The 16372-nt window shown below is 48.6% G+C and carries 16 protein-coding genes; all 16 read right to left on the minus strand.

The genetic code is table 11. The annotated features are described in order from the left end of the window. Positions 1-52: 52 nt before the first annotated feature. On the minus strand, positions 53-1201 hold the full coding sequence (locus tag HMPREF1647_RS00570; protein ID WP_035431119.1) for a cysteine desulfurase family protein: 1149 nt from the start codon (positions 1199-1201) through the stop codon (positions 53-55). 66 nt (positions 1202-1267) lie between these two features. Then, a complete protein-coding gene (gene rpe / locus HMPREF1647_RS00575) occupies positions 1268-1942 on the minus strand; it encodes a ribulose-phosphate 3-epimerase (protein ID WP_035431121.1) in 675 nt (224 codons plus the stop codon). A gap of 9 nt (positions 1943-1951) precedes the next feature. Further along, positions 1952-2962, minus strand: a complete 1011-nt coding sequence (locus HMPREF1647_RS00580) for an NAD(P)H-dependent glycerol-3-phosphate dehydrogenase (protein WP_035431124.1) — start codon at positions 2960-2962, stop codon at positions 1952-1954. A 2-nt stretch (positions 2963-2964) separates the two neighbouring features. Further along, the gene (plsY, locus tag HMPREF1647_RS00585; RefSeq protein ID WP_035431127.1) at positions 2965-3627 is read right to left on the minus strand and encodes a glycerol-3-phosphate 1-O-acyltransferase PlsY; all 663 of its coding nucleotides are present in this window, start codon (positions 3625-3627) and stop codon (positions 2965-2967) included. Further along, a complete protein-coding gene (der, locus tag HMPREF1647_RS00590; RefSeq protein WP_035431129.1) occupies positions 3627-4952 on the minus strand; it encodes a ribosome biogenesis GTPase Der in 1326 nt (441 codons plus the stop codon). The genes plsY and der overlap by 1 nt, the downstream gene beginning before the upstream one ends. Before the next feature lie 46 nt (positions 4953-4998). Beyond that, a complete protein-coding gene (locus HMPREF1647_RS00595; protein WP_035431132.1) occupies positions 4999-6381 on the minus strand; it encodes a DUF512 domain-containing protein in 1383 nt (460 codons plus the stop codon). A gap of 1 nt (position 6382) precedes the next feature. Then, positions 6383-7237 (minus strand): 4-hydroxy-3-methylbut-2-enyl diphosphate reductase, encoded by an 855-nt coding sequence (gene ispH, locus HMPREF1647_RS00600; protein WP_035431135.1) that lies wholly within the window; start codon positions 7235-7237, stop codon positions 6383-6385. A 3-nt stretch (positions 7238-7240) separates the two neighbouring features. Then, the gene (gene cmk, locus HMPREF1647_RS00605; protein ID WP_035431137.1) at positions 7241-8785 is read right to left on the minus strand and encodes a (d)CMP kinase; all 1545 of its coding nucleotides are present in this window, start codon (positions 8783-8785) and stop codon (positions 7241-7243) included. Continuing rightward, entirely contained in the window at positions 8785-9495 is a 711-nt protein-coding gene (locus HMPREF1647_RS00610) for a histidine phosphatase family protein (protein ID WP_035431140.1), read from the minus strand. The genes cmk and HMPREF1647_RS00610 overlap by 1 nt, the downstream gene beginning before the upstream one ends. 64 nt (positions 9496-9559) lie before the next feature. After that, positions 9560-10399, minus strand: coding sequence for a pseudouridine synthase (locus HMPREF1647_RS00615; RefSeq protein WP_035431143.1), 840 nt, complete (start codon positions 10397-10399; stop codon positions 9560-9562). A gap of 3 nt (positions 10400-10402) precedes the next feature. Then, the gene (gene scpB, locus HMPREF1647_RS00620; protein WP_035427519.1) at positions 10403-11077 is read right to left on the minus strand and encodes an SMC-Scp complex subunit ScpB; all 675 of its coding nucleotides are present in this window, start codon (positions 11075-11077) and stop codon (positions 10403-10405) included. Positions 11078-11080: 3 nt separating this feature from the next. After that, positions 11081-12010 carry a segregation and condensation protein A gene (locus HMPREF1647_RS00625; RefSeq protein ID WP_035431146.1) on the minus strand — a complete coding sequence of 310 codons (930 nt, stop codon included), beginning with the start codon at positions 12008-12010 and terminating at the stop codon, positions 11081-11083. Continuing rightward, positions 12010-12690, minus strand: a complete 681-nt coding sequence (locus HMPREF1647_RS00630) for a site-2 protease family protein (RefSeq protein ID WP_035431148.1) — start codon at positions 12688-12690, stop codon at positions 12010-12012. Before HMPREF1647_RS00630 ends, HMPREF1647_RS00625 begins: the two co-directional genes overlap by 1 nt. 129 nt (positions 12691-12819) lie before the next feature. Next, the gene (locus HMPREF1647_RS00635) at positions 12820-14838 is read right to left on the minus strand and encodes an ABC-F family ATP-binding cassette domain-containing protein (protein ID WP_035431150.1); all 2019 of its coding nucleotides are present in this window, start codon (positions 14836-14838) and stop codon (positions 12820-12822) included. A 94-nt stretch (positions 14839-14932) separates the two neighbouring features. Beyond that, the gene (locus tag HMPREF1647_RS00640; RefSeq protein WP_035431153.1) at positions 14933-15877 is read right to left on the minus strand and encodes a SpaA isopeptide-forming pilin-related protein; all 945 of its coding nucleotides are present in this window, start codon (positions 15875-15877) and stop codon (positions 14933-14935) included. Between the two features lie 254 nt (positions 15878-16131). After that, on the minus strand, positions 16132-16372 hold a 241-nt coding region (locus tag HMPREF1647_RS00645), incomplete at its 5' end, for an LPXTG cell wall anchor domain-containing protein (protein ID WP_035431155.1).

Raw genomic sequence — 16372 nt, forward strand, 5'->3', positions numbered from 1 at the left:
GGACGTATCGGACGCAGAACATAACTAATGCAGAGATTAGTATGTGAAAAATTTATCCAACAATCTGCAGTAACGTTGCACAGAAGGCATCAAGGTCAGCTTCAGAAACGCGCTCGTCAAAAGTAATGCGGAGGCTGCCCAGAGCCTCGTTTCTAGAAATTCCCATAGCCGAGAGAACATGACTTGCGTCAAGAGAGCCTGAAGAACACGCAGAGCCAGCTGAGACTTCAAATCCCGCTTGGTCAAGCTTTAAGATAAGCGTCTCGGAATCCATTGAGGGAACCATAATGCTTACCGTGCCAGGCATGTGATCTTTGCCGGCGTAAGCCTCTGTAGTTGGCTTAATCTTGGGAGAAGTACAAAGAGTCTCGTACACCTTATTTGCGCGCGCAGAAACGCTCTCTTGTGTTTGAGTAAGGTTATCCTGACACCACTTGGCAGCTGCGGCAAACGCGAGGGCGCTCCGAACATCCTGCGTTCCATGACGCCTGCCAGACTCTTGTCCCCCGCCGTAACTTTGAGCCTTAAAGGGAACCTTGGAACGCATAAGCACTGCGGCAACACCCAGAGGCCCACCAATCTTGTGGGCGGCAACAGTCAGGGCATCTACGTCTTCTACCTGAAGAGGAATACGACCAAACGCCTGAACGGCGTCAGTGTGGAAAAGCGCTCCCACCTTATGCGCAGCTTGAGCAAGGTCTGCAACCGGCTGGATAACGCCCGTTTCATTGTTGGCATACATCACAGAAACAAGAGCTACCGACTGATCCAAAAGACCCTCAAGGGCTGAAGCCTCAATCTTTCCCTGACGGTTAGGCTGAGCAATTCTAACCTCAAAGCCCTTCTCGCGAAGAACCGGCGCTAGATCCAAAACAGAATCATGTTCAATTGCCGAAAAAACCACCGTGTTGCGCTTGCGATCCTTGTTACGAATACCTTCTGTCATACCAAGAACTGAGAGGTTATTGCCCTCGGTACCGCCGGAGCAAAAGACCACGTCAGGAGCTCTAAATTTGCCGCCTACCGCACGTGCAATAACACCACGAGCACCATCAAGCTCTCGCGCTGCTTGACGACCAAGCGAGTGCAAAGAGTTTGGGTTCACCCCTGCAATAGGTGAAGCTTCATAGGTTTTCTCGGCATCAAGCGCCTCTTGGCGTATTGGCGCTGAAGCTGCATAGTCTAAGTAAACGTAATCCATAACGTGTTTTCTGCTAGTTCAATCCTGAAAGAATGTGGTTGCTTAAATAATGAATTGAGCTGTAATTTAACCCTGAACGGTAAGAGCAGACTCGCCAGCGTCGCGGATTGCCTGGATAGTTGCAGCTCGGTCTTCCTGGCCAAATACAGCGCTGCCTGCAACAAGCATGTCTGCACCAGCGGCTACAACATCAGCTGCGTTAGCTGCACTAATACCACCATCAACCTCAATCAGAGGATTAACGTTATGTTTGCGGCAGAGCTCTTTGAGAGCCTTCAGCTTCTCAATTGAGTGAGGAATAAATTTTTGGCCACCAAAGCCAGGGTTAACCGTCATGATAAGCACCAGATCAAGGTCTTCGATAAGATCCTCAAGAACGCTTACAGGAGTTCCTGGACAAAGTGAAATACCAGCTTTAGCACCGGAATCCTTGATAAGGTGAACAAGGCGATGAGCATGGACTTCGGCCTCGTAGTGGAAGGTGACAACGTCAGCGCCACGGTCCAGGAATAGCGGCACAATCTCAGCTGGATTAGTAACCATCAGATGGACATCAATAGGCAGCTCAGAAGACTTTTTGCAGTACGAGAAAATATCTGGACCAAATGAGATGTTAGGAACAAAATGACCGTCCATCACGTCATAGTGGATGTAGTCAGCGTTTGCAATTGAATCAAGCTCGCTTTTAAGCTTGGAGAAATCTGCAGATAGAACAGATGGTGCTACCAGGACGTTATTCATCAAACTCTCCTATCGAGTCATTCCATAAAATTCTTCATTTGGAAGGCGGTTTGTAAGGCGAGAAGTAATTTCTTCTGGCGTAGCACCTTCGTAAAGTACAGCGTGAACAGCTGAAGTGATAGGCATCTCAACACTCATCTGCTGACCAAGCTCATAAAGACCAATGACAGCCTGAGCACCCTCAACAACCATACCAGTCTCTTCCTGATAAGACTGAAGCGTCTTACCTTTTACCAGGGCTTCTCCAAATGTTCTGTTTCTAGAATGCTCAGAGGTGCAGGTTGCTACAAGGTCTCCCATACCCGCAAGGCCCATGCAAGTAAGTGGATCTCCTCCAATGGCACATACCACACGGCCAAGCTCTGCAAGACCTCGTGTCATAAGTGCGGCAAGAGAGTTATCACCGTTACCTAAACCAACAGCAATACCGCAGGCAATAGCAACAACGTTTTTAGCAGCAGCACATGCCTCGACACCGCGCACGTCAGAGCTAATGTAGGTTCTGAAGTACGGACGAGAAAGTAGTGACTGGAAGCGTTTAGCAACCTCAGCATCCTCAGACGCTACAACGGCTGCAGAGATTCCCTGTTTAATGACCTCTTCTGCGTGGTTTGGACCGGAAAGTACGGCGATTCTCGCAGGGTTTCCAAGCTCGTCAGCAGCTACTTCGTGCATAAGCTTGTGAGAACCTGCTTCCATACCTTTGGAGAGAATCAAAACATCAACCTCTGGATCAAGATATGGTGCGCAAGCAGCGCAAACTGAACGTAAAAACGCAGAAGGAGCCGCCATAACAACAGCATCTACACCGGTGAGAGCCTCAGCCTCACTAGTGGTAGACACAATATTGTGTGGAAGCTCAGAATCAGAAAGATGTCTACAGTTGACGTGTTCTTTATTAATGGATTCGGTAACATCAGCCTCTCTAGACCAAATAATTACCTCATCAGACGTTGAAGCAAGAAGTGTTGAAAGCGCGGTACCCCATGATCCCGAACCAATAACAGCAACTTTTTTCATGATTAGTTGTCCTTTTTCTTTTCGCCGAAAGAGAATTTAGACTCACTACCAGCATTAAGACGATTGATATTCTCGCGATGAGCCCAAATAACTGCCGCTGCTACAACAAAAACAGGAATGATTGCCACGGGATCCATACCAAATAGCAGGCAGAATAGTGGAATGGCAACAGCTGCGCCAATGGAGCCAAGTGATACGTACTTAGTTGGCACGGCAAGCGTAATAAACACCGCAAGAGCTACAAGAGCAGCAAGTGGATTTACTGCAAGTCCGCCGCCAAATCCAACAGCAATTCCCTTACCGCCATGGAAATGAAGCCAAGGCGAGAAAATATGACCAAGAACGCAGCAGGCATACACAAAAGAAATGATGAGCTCAGCCTCTGCGTGATCGTTTCCCGAGACCAGAGGAGTAAATCCTTGGGCTCCCAAGAACCAACGAACCAGCATGACGCTGACAATGCCCTTACCTGCATCGCAAAGAAGCGTAAGAATACCTGCGGCCTTACCAGCGTTTCTAGCAACATTGGTAGTACCAATATTTCCTGATCCAAGTTTGCGAATATCTTCATGAGCCATAAGGCTTGCAATAATCAGACCAAATGGAATGCCACCAAGGCCAAATGCAATTAGTCCAAAAATCAGAGCAACAACAATTCCAGGCATTAGTTAGACTCAACCTTCTTACGGAACTTCAATCGAATAGGTGTGCCAACCAGAGAGAACTTCTCGCGAAGCCTGTTCTCAATAAAGCGCTCGTAGTTGTCATCAACAAGGTCTGGAGCGTTGCACCAGAACGAGATAACAGGAGGCTTAGAGCCCGTCTGTGTGGCGTACTGAATCTTAAGGCGACGGCCTCGGTCAGAAACCGTGTGTCCGCCTTCTCTAATCTGGGCGAGAAGCTCGTTGAGCTCGGAAGTCTTAAGCTGAAGAGCACGAGATTCTGCAGCCGAAAGAGCAGCGGCAAGCACCTTATCAATAGCGCGGCCAGTAAGTGCAGAAACGTTGATGGAAGCAATCCAAGGTGCAAAGGCCAGGCGCTTTGCTACAGAGACTGCTACCTCATCGCGCTTTGCTTCAGAATCAATAAGATCCCACTTGTTAAGCAGGAGCACCAGCGCACATCCACGCTCTACGGCCATGTTTGCAAGTTTCTGGTCCTGCTCGGTTACGCCAACAGAGGCGTCAACAACAAGAAGACAAACGTCTGCGCGGTCCATTGCCTGCAGGCCTCTGACCAGACTGTAGTACTCAACGTCCTCGTGTACCTGGCTCTTTTTGCGAATACCAGCGGTATCAACAAGACGAATGGGAGTTCCCTTCCATTCAATCATAGTGTCAATAGCGTCACGCGTAGTACCAGCAACATCAGAAACAATAGAGCGTTTCTTGTTAGCCAGTCGGTTTGCCAGCGAAGATTTGCCTACATTTGGTCGGCCGATGATGGCAAGGTTAAGAATGCCGTCATCCTCTGGCTCTTCATCAGCCTCAGGGAAAGCATTGACAATGTCGTCCAACAAATCACCAGTACCGTGACCATGTGAAGCAGACAGAGGTAGAGGCTCGCCGCAACCAAGTGCGTAGAAGTCCCATAGACCATCCTGCTCTGTAGCAGGGTTATCTTTCTTGTTGACAACCAAGAACACGGGCTTGTCGCTCTTGCGGACAATGCGTGCAACCTCTTCGTCTTCATCGGTAACGCCGGTAGAGCCATCTACCACAAAGACAATAACGTCGGCCTCTTCACACGCAAGAAGTGCCTGCTCACGAATGTGTGGAGCAAAACGATCCTGTGACTTGATAGACTCAATGCCGCCGGTGTCAATGAGCTTAAACTCACGACCATTCCAGTCAGCGTCGTGATACGAGCGGTCTCGGGTTACTCCCCTAGACTCGTGCACAATTGCATCGCGTTTCTCGGCAATTCTATTTACCAGCGTGGACTTACCAACATTAGGGCGTCCAACAATAGCAACAATGGGCTTAGCCATGTCTCACCTTTCATTCAGTTGGTTTAATAATACCAGCAATACGTGGCTAATCCCACTCTTTGAGCGCTTTAATGCACGACTTGGCAATGTTTGTGGGACCAGGAATTGACATGATGACTTTGGCGCCGCGAGCCTCTAGCTGCGCAGTTAAATCTGCCAGTGACATGCCGTCAAGCGTGACTTTATCAAAGTTAAACATGACCTCAGGAAGCACTACCAGAACATCTGTGAGGTCTTCAGGTACCTGGGCGAGAAGATCAACGGCGCAGATAAGTCCTGTGACATTAACGTCTCCACCAAAGAAATCGTTGCGCACGGCAAAAGTAGAAACGTTGCCATCAGCCGACCAGTCTTCACAGAAGGTCTGAATGGTTTGCTGAGCAGCCTCGCCTACAATCAGCAAAATCTTGCGAGAGCGCGCAGAAAGATAGGTATCTGCCTCATCAAGAGCGGTACGCATAGCATGACATACCTCTTCAGCTTCATCCAGAAAGCTTCTGAGCATACCAATGCCATCGTAGAACTGCGGATAGCCGTCGTAGGTGTACGCTGGCGGAATAGGTAGCTGAGCGTCTACGTAGAACTCGTCAGAGAGCTGGAAACGCGTAATGCCCAGAGAGGCGCGTGCACGCTCCTGGTAGGGCTCAACAATTTTGACTACAGAGCGGGACAGCTCCACATCATCAGAATACGAATGCGTAAAGCGTTTGGAGTCTTTGGTATAGCCAAGGGGAACAATGGCCAAAGAGGTAATCTGCTGGTGAGCCTCTACCCAGTCAAGCGTTTTATCAAGCTCTTCACCGTCATTGATATTAGGGCACAAAACAATCTGGCCGTGGATCTCAATACCAGCGTCCATGAGTTTCTCAAGAACTTCAATGCCCCTAGCAGCACGAGCACCAATCAGATTACGGCGAACATCAGGTGAGATTGCATGCAGCGAGACGTTCATAGGCTCAAGCTTGTGAGAAATAATGCGCTCAACGTCCTCATCGGTGAGGTTAGTGAGCGTAACAAAATTGCCCTGCAAGAAGCTCAGACGATAATCGTCATCTCTGATTGAAAGAGAAGGGCGCATGTCTTCTGGCAGCATAGCCATAAAGCAGAACTGGCACGCGTTTACGCAGGTCTTGATGCCATCAAAGAGCACATCAACAAAGTCAACGCCCCAGTCTTCTCCGGACTCACGTTCAAGCACGCACTCATAAAGCGACTCATCACCAGGAACAGAAACTTCAAGCTCACAGAGGGAGCCGTCGGCCTCCCAACGCCAATCAATCAGGTCTTTTGGCACCACGCCATTGACCTTCTCGATAATCATGCCGGGCTCAAGGCCAGCCTTCCACGCAGGACTACCCTCTTCAACGGACTCAATCAGTGCGCCAAGTCCACCAGATTTTGTATTTCCGTAGTCTGCGCGCTGTTCCATATTAGGCGCCTACGATTTGTTCAATAGCTGATTTAACTGCATTGATATGAGCTTCCGGCGTAGAAGCGCCGGCGGTAATACCAATATGCTCTGCTCCCTCAAACCAAGAAGCTTGCAGCTCATCAGCGCCTTCAATGTGATAGGTTGCGGGGCAATACAGCTTGGAAATCTCTGCTAAGCGAGTGGTATTTGCAGAAATTCTGCCGCCAATAATAATCATGACGTCGGACTCTTTTGCAAGCCTCATGCACGAGTCCTGGTGGCCTGCGGTGGCCTCACAGATGGTATTCATGACACGAAGCTCATCAACAAGCGGAAGTACCGCGTTAACCACCTCAGAAAGCTTTGCGGCGCTCATGGTGGTCTGAACCACCAGACCAACCTTCTTTGCAGCTCTCATAACGTCCGCCTGAGCGGCAACCTGTTCCACGGAGTCTATGGCCAAAGATCCTGGCACGTGCGCCAGTGTAGCCTCTACCTCAGGATGTCCGGACTCTCCCACCACGTACACGGCATAGCCCTGCTTGGCGAGAAGTTCTGCGGCTCCGTGAGCCTTCTTCACAAACGGGCAGGTTGCATCTAACACGTCAACACAGCCGTCCTTGGCAATCTGCTCCTCTTGAGGGGTTACGCCATGAGTGCGCAACAATAGTGCACTTCCTGCAGCTTCAGAAGCGGAATCAACAACCTCTACGCCCTGGTCTTTAAGGGACGTGACAACGCGAGGGTTATGGATAAGCGGACCAAGCGTGCGTACGGGAGCATGAGCATCTTTGACGGCCTGCTGGACCATCTGAAGAGCTCTTTCTACGCCGTAACAAGCGCCTGCTTCGTCAGCAATTCTAATAGTAGGCACGAACTAATTCCTTCCGGGATGCTCTTTGAGCATTGCATCTCTCAGTTCGTATACCCGCTCCATGGCCATCTCTTCCATCTCTTTTGCCTGATCTTTACGCTTTGTAGAAGTCAGATCACTAAAAGAGACCTTCTGACCTGCGCGAAGATAAACCTTAACAGGCTTAACCAGAGGTGAACCTTTTTTCTTAATATCAAGTGCGCCAATGATTGCCAGAGGCTGCACATCTACCTTAGCAAGCTGGGCGATAAGCGCAAAACCACCGTGAGTTTCTCCACGCTCTGTATTGCTTCTGACTCTTGTACCCTCAGGGTAAATGAGAAGCATTTCTCCTCTAGAAAGCGCTGTAGTGGCACGACGAATTGCCTTCATATCGGCAGTTCCGCGGTCTACTGGAATGCCACCTAGTCTAGAAAGCGCCCACTGAAGTGGTTTGAATTTGTTGAACTCGCTCTTGTAGATGGTTCTAACGGGAATGCCATGAACAAACAGGTGGACAACAGTAACAATAGGGTCCAAGAAGGTTGGGTGGTTCATGATAAGAACACGAGGGGTCTTATCACCAACAAAGAGCTGGTCATTGTCCCAACGCCACCTGAACCAAATTTTTGTAATCAGTCCAAGCACGCTGACTGCCAGCCACTTAAAGAACTTGGCAGGAGCTGGAAAATCAGCAAGCGCGGTATCGTAATAATCGTCAAACGAGTTTCCACCAAAAGGGCGCAAACGCTTAGATGCTGCCGCTATAGATGATTTTTTCTCGGAGCGCTTAGGCTTTTCTGTGTGAGACTTCCCGCCATCAGAAGAGTTACCCTCTGATTCATTTCCCTGGTGAGAAGACCTGTGGTTACGAGCATCTCTATTTCCAAGACCTGGATGCAAGGCAATAATGGCTGCAATAACCTCTTCAACAGAAAGCGCAGAAGAGTCAATGTGATGAGCGTCTTCTGCAGCGCGAAGAGGTGCTGCCTTACGCTCAGAGTCAGCCTTATCACGAGCCTTGATGTCTTCGAGGATCTTCTCCTCACTCTTTGCATCTACCTTGGCATCATTGCCAGTAGCTGCGTCTCCACCCTGGCGCTGAACAGCGCGACGATGTGCGCGTGCTGCAGGATCTGCGGTCAAGAAAACCTTTACATCTGCCTCGGGGAATACCACGGTGCCAATGTCACGGCCTTCTGCGACTACATCGCCATTCTCGCCAGCGCGACGCTGAAGCGTGACCATAGCTTCGCGAACCTCAGGAATAGCCGCAACAGCACTGACGTTTCTGTCTACCTCTGGGGTACGAATCTCTGCCGTAACGTTTGAGCCGTTTGCGAAGACGGTCTGGCCGTTTGCGGAGTTTCCAAACGAGATGCTAATGCTGCGTGCAACCTGAATGATTTTCTCGGTATCAGTCATATCAATGCCCTGACGCAGGCATTCTACAGTTACCGAGCGATACATTGCACCCGTATCAAGAAAGATCAGATCCAGGCGATCAGAAAGTGCACGAGCAACCGTAGACTTTCCGGAGCCTGCTGGGCCGTCAATAGCAACAATCATTACTTATCCCCCTCGGTGACACCCCAAATGTCACGAAAATCGTAAAAACTTGTCTCAGTGGAACGACGAATAACCTCTTCTGGATCAAGGTTAAATCCACCAAGCTTGAAATCAGAACCGCCTGTACTAGTAAAGAAGATTGAAGAGACATTTGCAAGATGTACATTCCAGCTTGAACTACCTGGGATGCCAAAAATTTCCGCCATCATAGAGCGCAGGTAGCCGCCGTGAGAAATACAAACCGTGCGTCCAGAGAGGTTGGAAAACTCGTTAAGAATGTTGCGACACCTGCTTCTTACCTGCTCATATGACTCAGCTTCTGGAGCAGGTATAGAGTGACCGTTTTCATCTGAGGCCCAAGGAAACGTAAGGCCATAGGGCTTTAAAATCTCTTCTGCATCAGCAAAACGCTTGCTTTCTAGAATGCCAAAATCCATCTCTGCAAGGTCATCTTTTACCTCACAAGGAATACCAAGCTCGGTGGCAGCCATCTGGGCCATGTCTTTGCAGCGAGACAATGGAGAGGTCCAAATTCTATCTGGATGAAATGCAACAAGTGCACGAACAGCGTGTTCGCGCTGTTCAACGCCATGCTCGGTAAGCTCAACGTCTCTTCTGCCGCTGAAAAAGCGCTGTGTATTAGCCACACTCTCTGGGTGGCGCATAAACAAAATGCGATGAACCTGAGCTGGAACTTCAAATGGCTGCATTATGTCTCCTCTCTGGGCGTGTTTGAGCTGTTTGACGTGCGCTTAGAAATCGTACGACTAGTAATTACTTGCTGGCATGTAAAGGCATGATGGGAGAAGCACCAGGCTCTCTACCAATAGTGCGCTCCAGAGCGGTAACTTCCTCTTCTGTAAGAAGTCTCCACTGTCCCTCTTTAACGCCTGTAAGATGGAGCGGCCCAAACGTGTCTCTGTGGAGTGCAAGAACTCTATGGTGAACAGCCAGAAGCATCTTTTTGACCTGGTGCTTTCTGCCTTCTCTAATAGTTACACTGACCAGGGAGTTTGGCTCTCCTCCACCGGTTTTTCCTAAACCCTGTGGGGCGAGAAGTGCCTTCATCTTGGCATTGTTGGAAACAATCTCAACCTCAGCAGGGGCTGCAGGACCGTCTTCAAGCTCAATACCTTCGCGCAGGAGATTTAGCTGCTCTTCTGTAGGTGTACCTACTACATGAGCAACATAGTGCTTCCATACATGCTTTGAGGGATGCAAAAGCTCTTGTGCCATCTGACCATCGGTAGTGAAGAACAAAAGACCCGTGGTATCCATATCAAGACGTCCAACAGGGAAAAGTCCCGGGTATGAGTCAGTGGGAACCATGTCCACAATGGTTGGTCTACCCTGAGGGTCTTTCATAGTAGTTAAGTACCCTGCAGGTTTGTTGAGCATCAAGTAGACGGGTTTCTCGGCAATTGAGCAGACAATACCGTCAACTGCAACAACATCTACCAGCGGATCAACCTTACTGCCAAGCTCGGTGACTACCTGGCCGTTTACCGTGACGCGACCAGAGGTCATCAGGCGCTCAGAGCCACGACGGCTAGCCACTCCCGCACGCGCCAAAAAGCGCTGCAGGCGCATGGGGACAATACGCTCTTCTGCCACGGCTTATGCATCCTCTTGCGTATCGTAGCTGTCTCCCAAAAGAGAACGCTCATCGTCAATGTCTTCTGCGGCTTCTTCAAGCGTTGAAGTGAAGCTTCTGCCAGAGAGCCTCTCGCGAATAAACTGCTTGGACTCCTCGTCAGGAGCAAAATCTTCCAGCGGCGGCAACTCTCGCAAAGACTTGAGACCAAAGCGCTCTAAGAAAAGGGCTGTTGTGCCATAGAGAATGGCTTGTCCCCTATCTGCCTCTTTGCCCACTTCACGTACAAGGTTTTTCTCGCGAAGTGAAGAGATGACACCATCAGAGTTAACACCACGAATAGCACGGACGCCTTCACGAGTAACGGGCTGGTGATAAGCAATAACCGCCAGCGTCTCAAGCGCTGCCTGAGAAAGGCGACGCGTATCCCAGGAGAGCACAAAATCGCTGACCAGCTGATGGTGAGCTGGGTGCGTAAAGAGACGCCAACCGCCGGCTACCTCCCTGAGCTGAAATCCCCTGTTACAGCGCGTATACTCCTCTGCAAGCTCTTTGAGCGCTTGTGCAACCTCGGCAGGAGCTGCATTGGTGACCTTGGAAAAGTCGGCCGTGGTGATTGCATCTGTTGCAACCAAAAGCAGTGATTCTAGTGCGCCTTTGAGCGACTCGGAATCTAAATAGGTAAGCTCTTCTGCCATAAGTTATTCCGCCTCTTTCTGTGCTTCATCGGGCGTTTGAGTTAACGATAAAAGCGTCTGTTGGACATCATCGAGTGCGTTTTGAGACAAGTTAAATCCTTCAAGGTCTGGCTCATCACCAGATAGTTCTTCTAGTTCCAAAAGAACTGACTCATCAAGCTGGTATGAATCAGCGCCTTCTATGTGCTCAATCTCAATCTCGCCAAAGATAACATCCTGCTGAACACGAACAAGACCGCGCTTAAAGAGCTCAAGTACTGCCAAAAAGTTTGCAACCACAATCTCAGGCGTATCTTGACCGTCTAAAAGCTCAGAAAACGTCACCTTGCCCTTAGAGCGCGTGAGTCGGTCCACAGAAGCTACCGTCAGAGCTACTGGGAGCCTTTTTGGCGCCACATGTTCTGCTTCAAGCAAGAATGTCTCACGTTTTGAGTCAATGTCCGCACAAATGACAGCAAGGCTTCTGAGGGTAATGCCCTCAAGATAGTCTGGCATAAGGTTCAAGAAATCAGGATCTGGGCCCACTGAGCGTGGGAACATGTACGATTCTGCTTCCATACGACTACCTAGCGCAGCACCCGCATTTCTGAACTGCTTATAGGCAATAAGGCGAGCAATAAGAACTTCTCGCGCCTCATCAGGAGAAAGCCCGTCAAGCTCGTCATCATACTCATCTTCATCGTATGAGCTTTTGAGCGAAACGTCTTGAGGCACCAAGGCGTGAGCTTTCATGTCCAAAAGTGTTGACGCAACAAGGACAAAGTCACTGGCAACGTCTAGGTCAAGCTCTTCCATGGCGTCCACTTCTGCCAGGTACTGATCAGCAACCTCAGAGATAGAAATAGAGCCAATAGCAACTTTTTGCCTACTTACTAGCTGAAGCAGCAGGTCAAACGGGCCAGAATATGTTGCAGTGTTTACTTTGTACGACATTAGATAATTCTCGCAAGCAGGCTCAAAATGACGTTAGAAATGCCCCCAATAATGGACGAGAAAAAGCCGGGCGCAAAGAACATGAGTCCCACTACAGCAATCATGCAATAGGGCTCGATGGCATAGACCTTTTGACGGTTTTTCTCGCCAAGAAAATAGAGTAGTAGCTTAGATCCGTCCAAAGGCGGAATTGGCAGCATGTTAAAGACAGCCAGACTTACGTTGATCTGAATGTAGAAGATTACCAGCGAAGAAACGTAGTACATTACCAGCGGATTATATGCCGCACCAAATGCAACAGCTAGCGCGTTGAGCAAACGCAATAAGAGTGCGCCGAGAAACGCCTGCAAGATGTTAGAAGCTGGACCTGCGAGTGCTACAAGAATCTCGTCACGACGACGATCTTTGAGGTAGTTGGGGTTATAGGGAACGGGCTTTGCGTAACCAAAGCTAGGACCACCCATCAATACCAACATAAACGGTAAAAGAACCGTACCGAACAAGTCAATGTGTGCCAGTGGATTGAGCGTCAAACGGCCAGACATTTTAGCGGTAGGATCTCCGCACTTGTATGCCACAAAGCCATGCGCAACCTCGTGAACCACAATGGCAAAAATTACCAGCGCAAATTCAGCGAGCGTTGTCAAAAGCGATGGAACTGATGTTAAAGCAGTTGGCACAATAATCCTTATCTCAACATCTGCAAAGACACTACAGACAGGCACGTACAAACAAAGACTCTCAAGAACATGACGTTAGTTACATGACGGTTGGTATAAAACAATTTTACCCAAGATTGGCAAAACTACCTACTCGTCAATGTCTGCTTCCATTTTTTCTGAAAGCTCCAACCATTCAGCCTCAAGCGCAGGAATCTTCTTAGAAAGTGCCTGGTATTCCGCCATGCACTCATCAAACTTTTGCGGATCATTATAGAGAGCCTCGTCAGCCATAAGCGTCATGAGCTCATCGTATCGTTTATGCGCAGGAGTCAGCGCTGCCTCAACCTCGTCCAGACGTTTCTTGGTCTCCCTCAGCGCACGACTTCTACGATTGCGCTCCTCTGCCTCAGCTCTTCTCTGCTCCTTAGTCTTCACATTGCGAGAAGCTCCTGCAGCTTGACTTACCTCTGGGCCAGCACTCTTAACCGCTCTTGCACCCGATGTTCCATACGAGGACACCGTCTTACTCGGCGTCTCCCCCTGAGCTGCTGCTTGGAGCTCTGCAAGCTTAAAGAGAAAGTAATCGTAGTTACCGTCATAGATTGTAACCTTGTGGTCGCGAACGTCCACAACCTTGTTAGCTACAGCTCTGACCAGGTGTTCATCGTGACTAATCAAGATGATAGTTCCTGGGAAGTCAACAAGGGCCTTCTCTAGAACGTCAACAGAGTCAATATCCAAGTGGTTAGTAGGCTCGTCTAGAAGCAACAGTGGATCTGGAGAAACCAGCATCTTAGCAAGTGCGAGACGAGCGCGCTCGCCACCAGATAGCACATTTACGCGTTTCTCAACGTCATCGCCATGGAAAAGGAAGGCTCCAAGCAATCTACGTTCTTCAGAAGTAGTCCAGCCAGCAGCAACGGTATCAAGCTCTGCAAGTACCGTATTTGCAGGGTTCAACTCTTCAAGCTGATGCTGTGCATAGTAAGCTTCAGTGACGTTTTGCCCCAGGCTAATCTGTCCTGCATCTGGCTTAAGCTTACCAGCAATAAGCTTCATAAGAGTGGATTTACCAGCGCCGTTAGGGCCAACAAGCGCTACGTGATCTCCGCGATACAGCTTAAGGTCAACGTTATCATAGACAAAGTTATCCTCATACGATTTGGCCACGCCCTCAAGAGAAATGACTGTATCTCCGGTACGAGGAGGTTCTGGAAACCTAAAATGCATGTGATGAGATTGCTCTGGAAGAACTACCAGTTCTTCACGGATCTTCTCGACCTTTGCCACGCGCTCTTGAACCTGTTTTGCCTTGGTAGGCTTATACCTAAATCGCTCAATGAAGGTCTCCATGTGAGCAATGTCGCGCTCTTGAGCTGCACGTTTAGCACGGAGCTGCTCAAGATTTTCTTCTCTCTGATGAAGATAGCCGGAATAATTGCCAGTATAGGTTACGAGCATACGATTCTCAAGCGCCGCCACGTGCGTTACACAGGCATCCATGAACGAGCGATCGTGACTTACCAGCAAAACCGTACCGTCATATGACGATAAGAACCTCTCAAGCCACTGGACAGATTCCAAGTCCAAGTGGTTAGTAGGCTCGTCCAGAAGAAGAACATCAGGACGACGCAGAAGCAGCTTTGACAAAGAGATACGCATCTGCCAGCCGCCCGAAAACTCTTTAGCTGGCTTGTCAAAATCTTCAACGGGAAAACCCAATCCCGCAAGAATCTGGCGAGCTCTACTCTCTAGTTCATAGCCACCAAGACGCTCGAAGCGCTCCATAGCATGAGCATAGTCTTCAAGATACTTATTAAGCGTTGCGCCTTCGGGAGTTTCGGCAATTTTGATTGAAAGGTCGTTGACCTTTCTCTCCCACTGTTTAATCTCATGGGCAGACTCAATGACTTCATTAAGAGCAGTTCTATCTCCCATGAGCTCTGTTTCTTGCTCAAGATATCCCAGGGTAGCATCTTTTGCAAAGGTAATAGTTCCTTCATCGGCAGACTCTAAGCCCATAATGATTTTTAGAAGCGTAGTCTTACCCGCACCATTAGGACCAACTAAAGCCCAACGCTCTCCCGCATTGAGCTGAAGTGTTGCATTTGAATAAAGAACTCTGCCACCAAATGACTTTGAAATCTTATCCGCAAGAGCAATCAAGTGAACTCCTCATACATATCTGAACTGGATAAGTATAAGTCATTCACTTGATATACGTGCAAAATTATGTAAATGAAACCAGGCTTGTGAAGATTTATTGACGCTTCTTATGAAGGAAAAGAGCTGCGGCAGCAACAACGATAGTTGCGCCAGCAACACCAATAATCAAAGGAAGTGTAAGAGCGTTATCACCAGTATCTGGAAGAACGGACTTCTTAACCTTCTTAGCCTTTGGGGTCTCTGGCTGAGGCTGAGGCTGTGGCTCTGGTGCTGGAGTTGGCTCTGGCTCTGGAGCAGGTGTTGGATCTGGTGCAGGTGTTGGAGCAGGAATACGAGGATCAACAAAAGTTACTGTGGCAGTAGTATTTGTACCAGTGATCTGACCAACGCGGACGGTGGTATCAATCTGATAACCATCAATGGTGGTGAGCTGAGTGATGGTAGTAGAAGTGTTGCCAATAAGGTTAGGGATTACAACAGTACCATCTGCTCCAGTTGTAAGAGAGTAGCTTCCGTCAGCCTCCATGGTGAGAATACCGGTCTGAGTAAATGGAGGTGTTGGGATACGAGGTCCAGCAACGTTTGCGGCAGTAGCCTTAAGAGTTGCACCAGCAATAGGATTGCCGTCTGTATCAACAACCCTAACAACAATATGACCTAAGAGTGGCTGGTTCTCCATAATGTCCCTGACAGTCTCACTAAAGCCAATTGCAGCACCATCAAAGATGTGAGAAACAGAATCTACATGAGGGACATAACCGTCCTTAAAGGTAGTCTGCTCAACACGATAAGCGCCATCAGGAATGATTGGAGATCTGAAGTAACCATCAGTTCCCGTATCACCCTCGTCAACTACAGTAGATCCGCCGCTAATAATTCTAATGTGCACACCCTCAAGTGGCTCATTGGAGTACTTGTCAACTACAAGAACATTAATCTGATTAGTATCTGCTGCAAGAGCAATTCTTGGAGTAATAACTGACACAACAAGCGTCAACGCAACAAGAATAGCAAGAACAATGTTTTTATATCGTTTCAATTCAATTCCTTAAAACCGAACCGTACTAGTAAATACTTCTATCTATAGTAAGGGAATTAGACATTAAATTAAAGATAATATCCAAGACTAAACACAATTATTTCAAATTTTTAACTGGCAAAACTGAGGAAATCTGTACTCACCTTATAAAAATCAAGTGAACTCCTCGTACATTTACAAATTACTAAATGCACAGGTTGTTCACATGATAGACATAAACAAATTTTGAAACAGATTCAATAAATCCTGTAGTCTTAGAAACGTTTCTTGCTCAGATACATTGAGACACCAGCAAGAGAGCTTAATGTACCTGTAATTCCAACAATTAAAGAAGAGATACCAGAAATGTCAGAAGTGTCTGGAAGAACAGCCTTCTTTTTCTTTGGAGTCTTAGGCTTTTCCGGAGTCTGTGGTTGAGGCTCAGGAGTTGGCTCAGGCTGAGGTTCTGGCTGAGGTTCTGGCTGAGGTTCTGGCTGAGGTTCTGGCTGAGGTTCT

Origin of the sequence: Lancefieldella parvula DNF00906 (assembly GCF_000758945.1) — a bacterium.
In the GTDB taxonomy this organism is placed as follows: Bacteria; Actinomycetota; Coriobacteriia; order Coriobacteriales; family Atopobiaceae; genus Lancefieldella; species Lancefieldella parvula_C.

What these genes read in the sequence shown, in the direction of transcription:
- HMPREF1647_RS00625 (WP_035431146.1), bottom strand. Translation starts at nt 12,010, where the DNA reads ATGTCGTACAAAGTAAACACTGCAACATATTCTGGCCCGTTTGACCTG.
- scpB (WP_035427519.1), bottom strand. Translation starts at nt 11,077, where the DNA reads ATGGCAGAAGAGCTTACCTATTTAGATTCCGAGTCGCTCAAAGGCGCA.
- HMPREF1647_RS00610 (WP_035431140.1), bottom strand. Translation starts at nt 9,495, where the DNA reads ATGCAGCCATTTGAAGTTCCAGCTCAGGTTCATCGCATTTTGTTTATG.
- der (WP_035431129.1), bottom strand. Translation starts at nt 4,952, where the DNA reads ATGGCTAAGCCCATTGTTGCTATTGTTGGACGCCCTAATGTTGGTAAG.
- cmk (WP_035431137.1), bottom strand. Translation starts at nt 8,785, where the DNA reads ATGATTGTTGCTATTGACGGCCCAGCAGGCTCCGGAAAGTCTACGGTT.
- plsY (WP_035431127.1), bottom strand. Translation starts at nt 3,627, where the DNA reads ATGCCTGGAATTGTTGTTGCTCTGATTTTTGGACTAATTGCATTTGGC.
- rpe (WP_035431121.1), bottom strand. Translation starts at nt 1,942, where the DNA reads ATGAATAACGTCCTGGTAGCACCATCTGTTCTATCTGCAGATTTCTCC.
- HMPREF1647_RS00570 (WP_035431119.1), bottom strand. Translation starts at nt 1,201, where the DNA reads ATGGATTACGTTTACTTAGACTATGCAGCTTCAGCGCCAATACGCCAA.
- HMPREF1647_RS00580 (WP_035431124.1), bottom strand. Translation starts at nt 2,962, where the DNA reads ATGAAAAAAGTTGCTGTTATTGGTTCGGGATCATGGGGTACCGCGCTT.
- HMPREF1647_RS00595 (WP_035431132.1), bottom strand. Translation starts at nt 6,381, where the DNA reads ATGGAACAGCGCGCAGACTACGGAAATACAAAATCTGGTGGACTTGGC.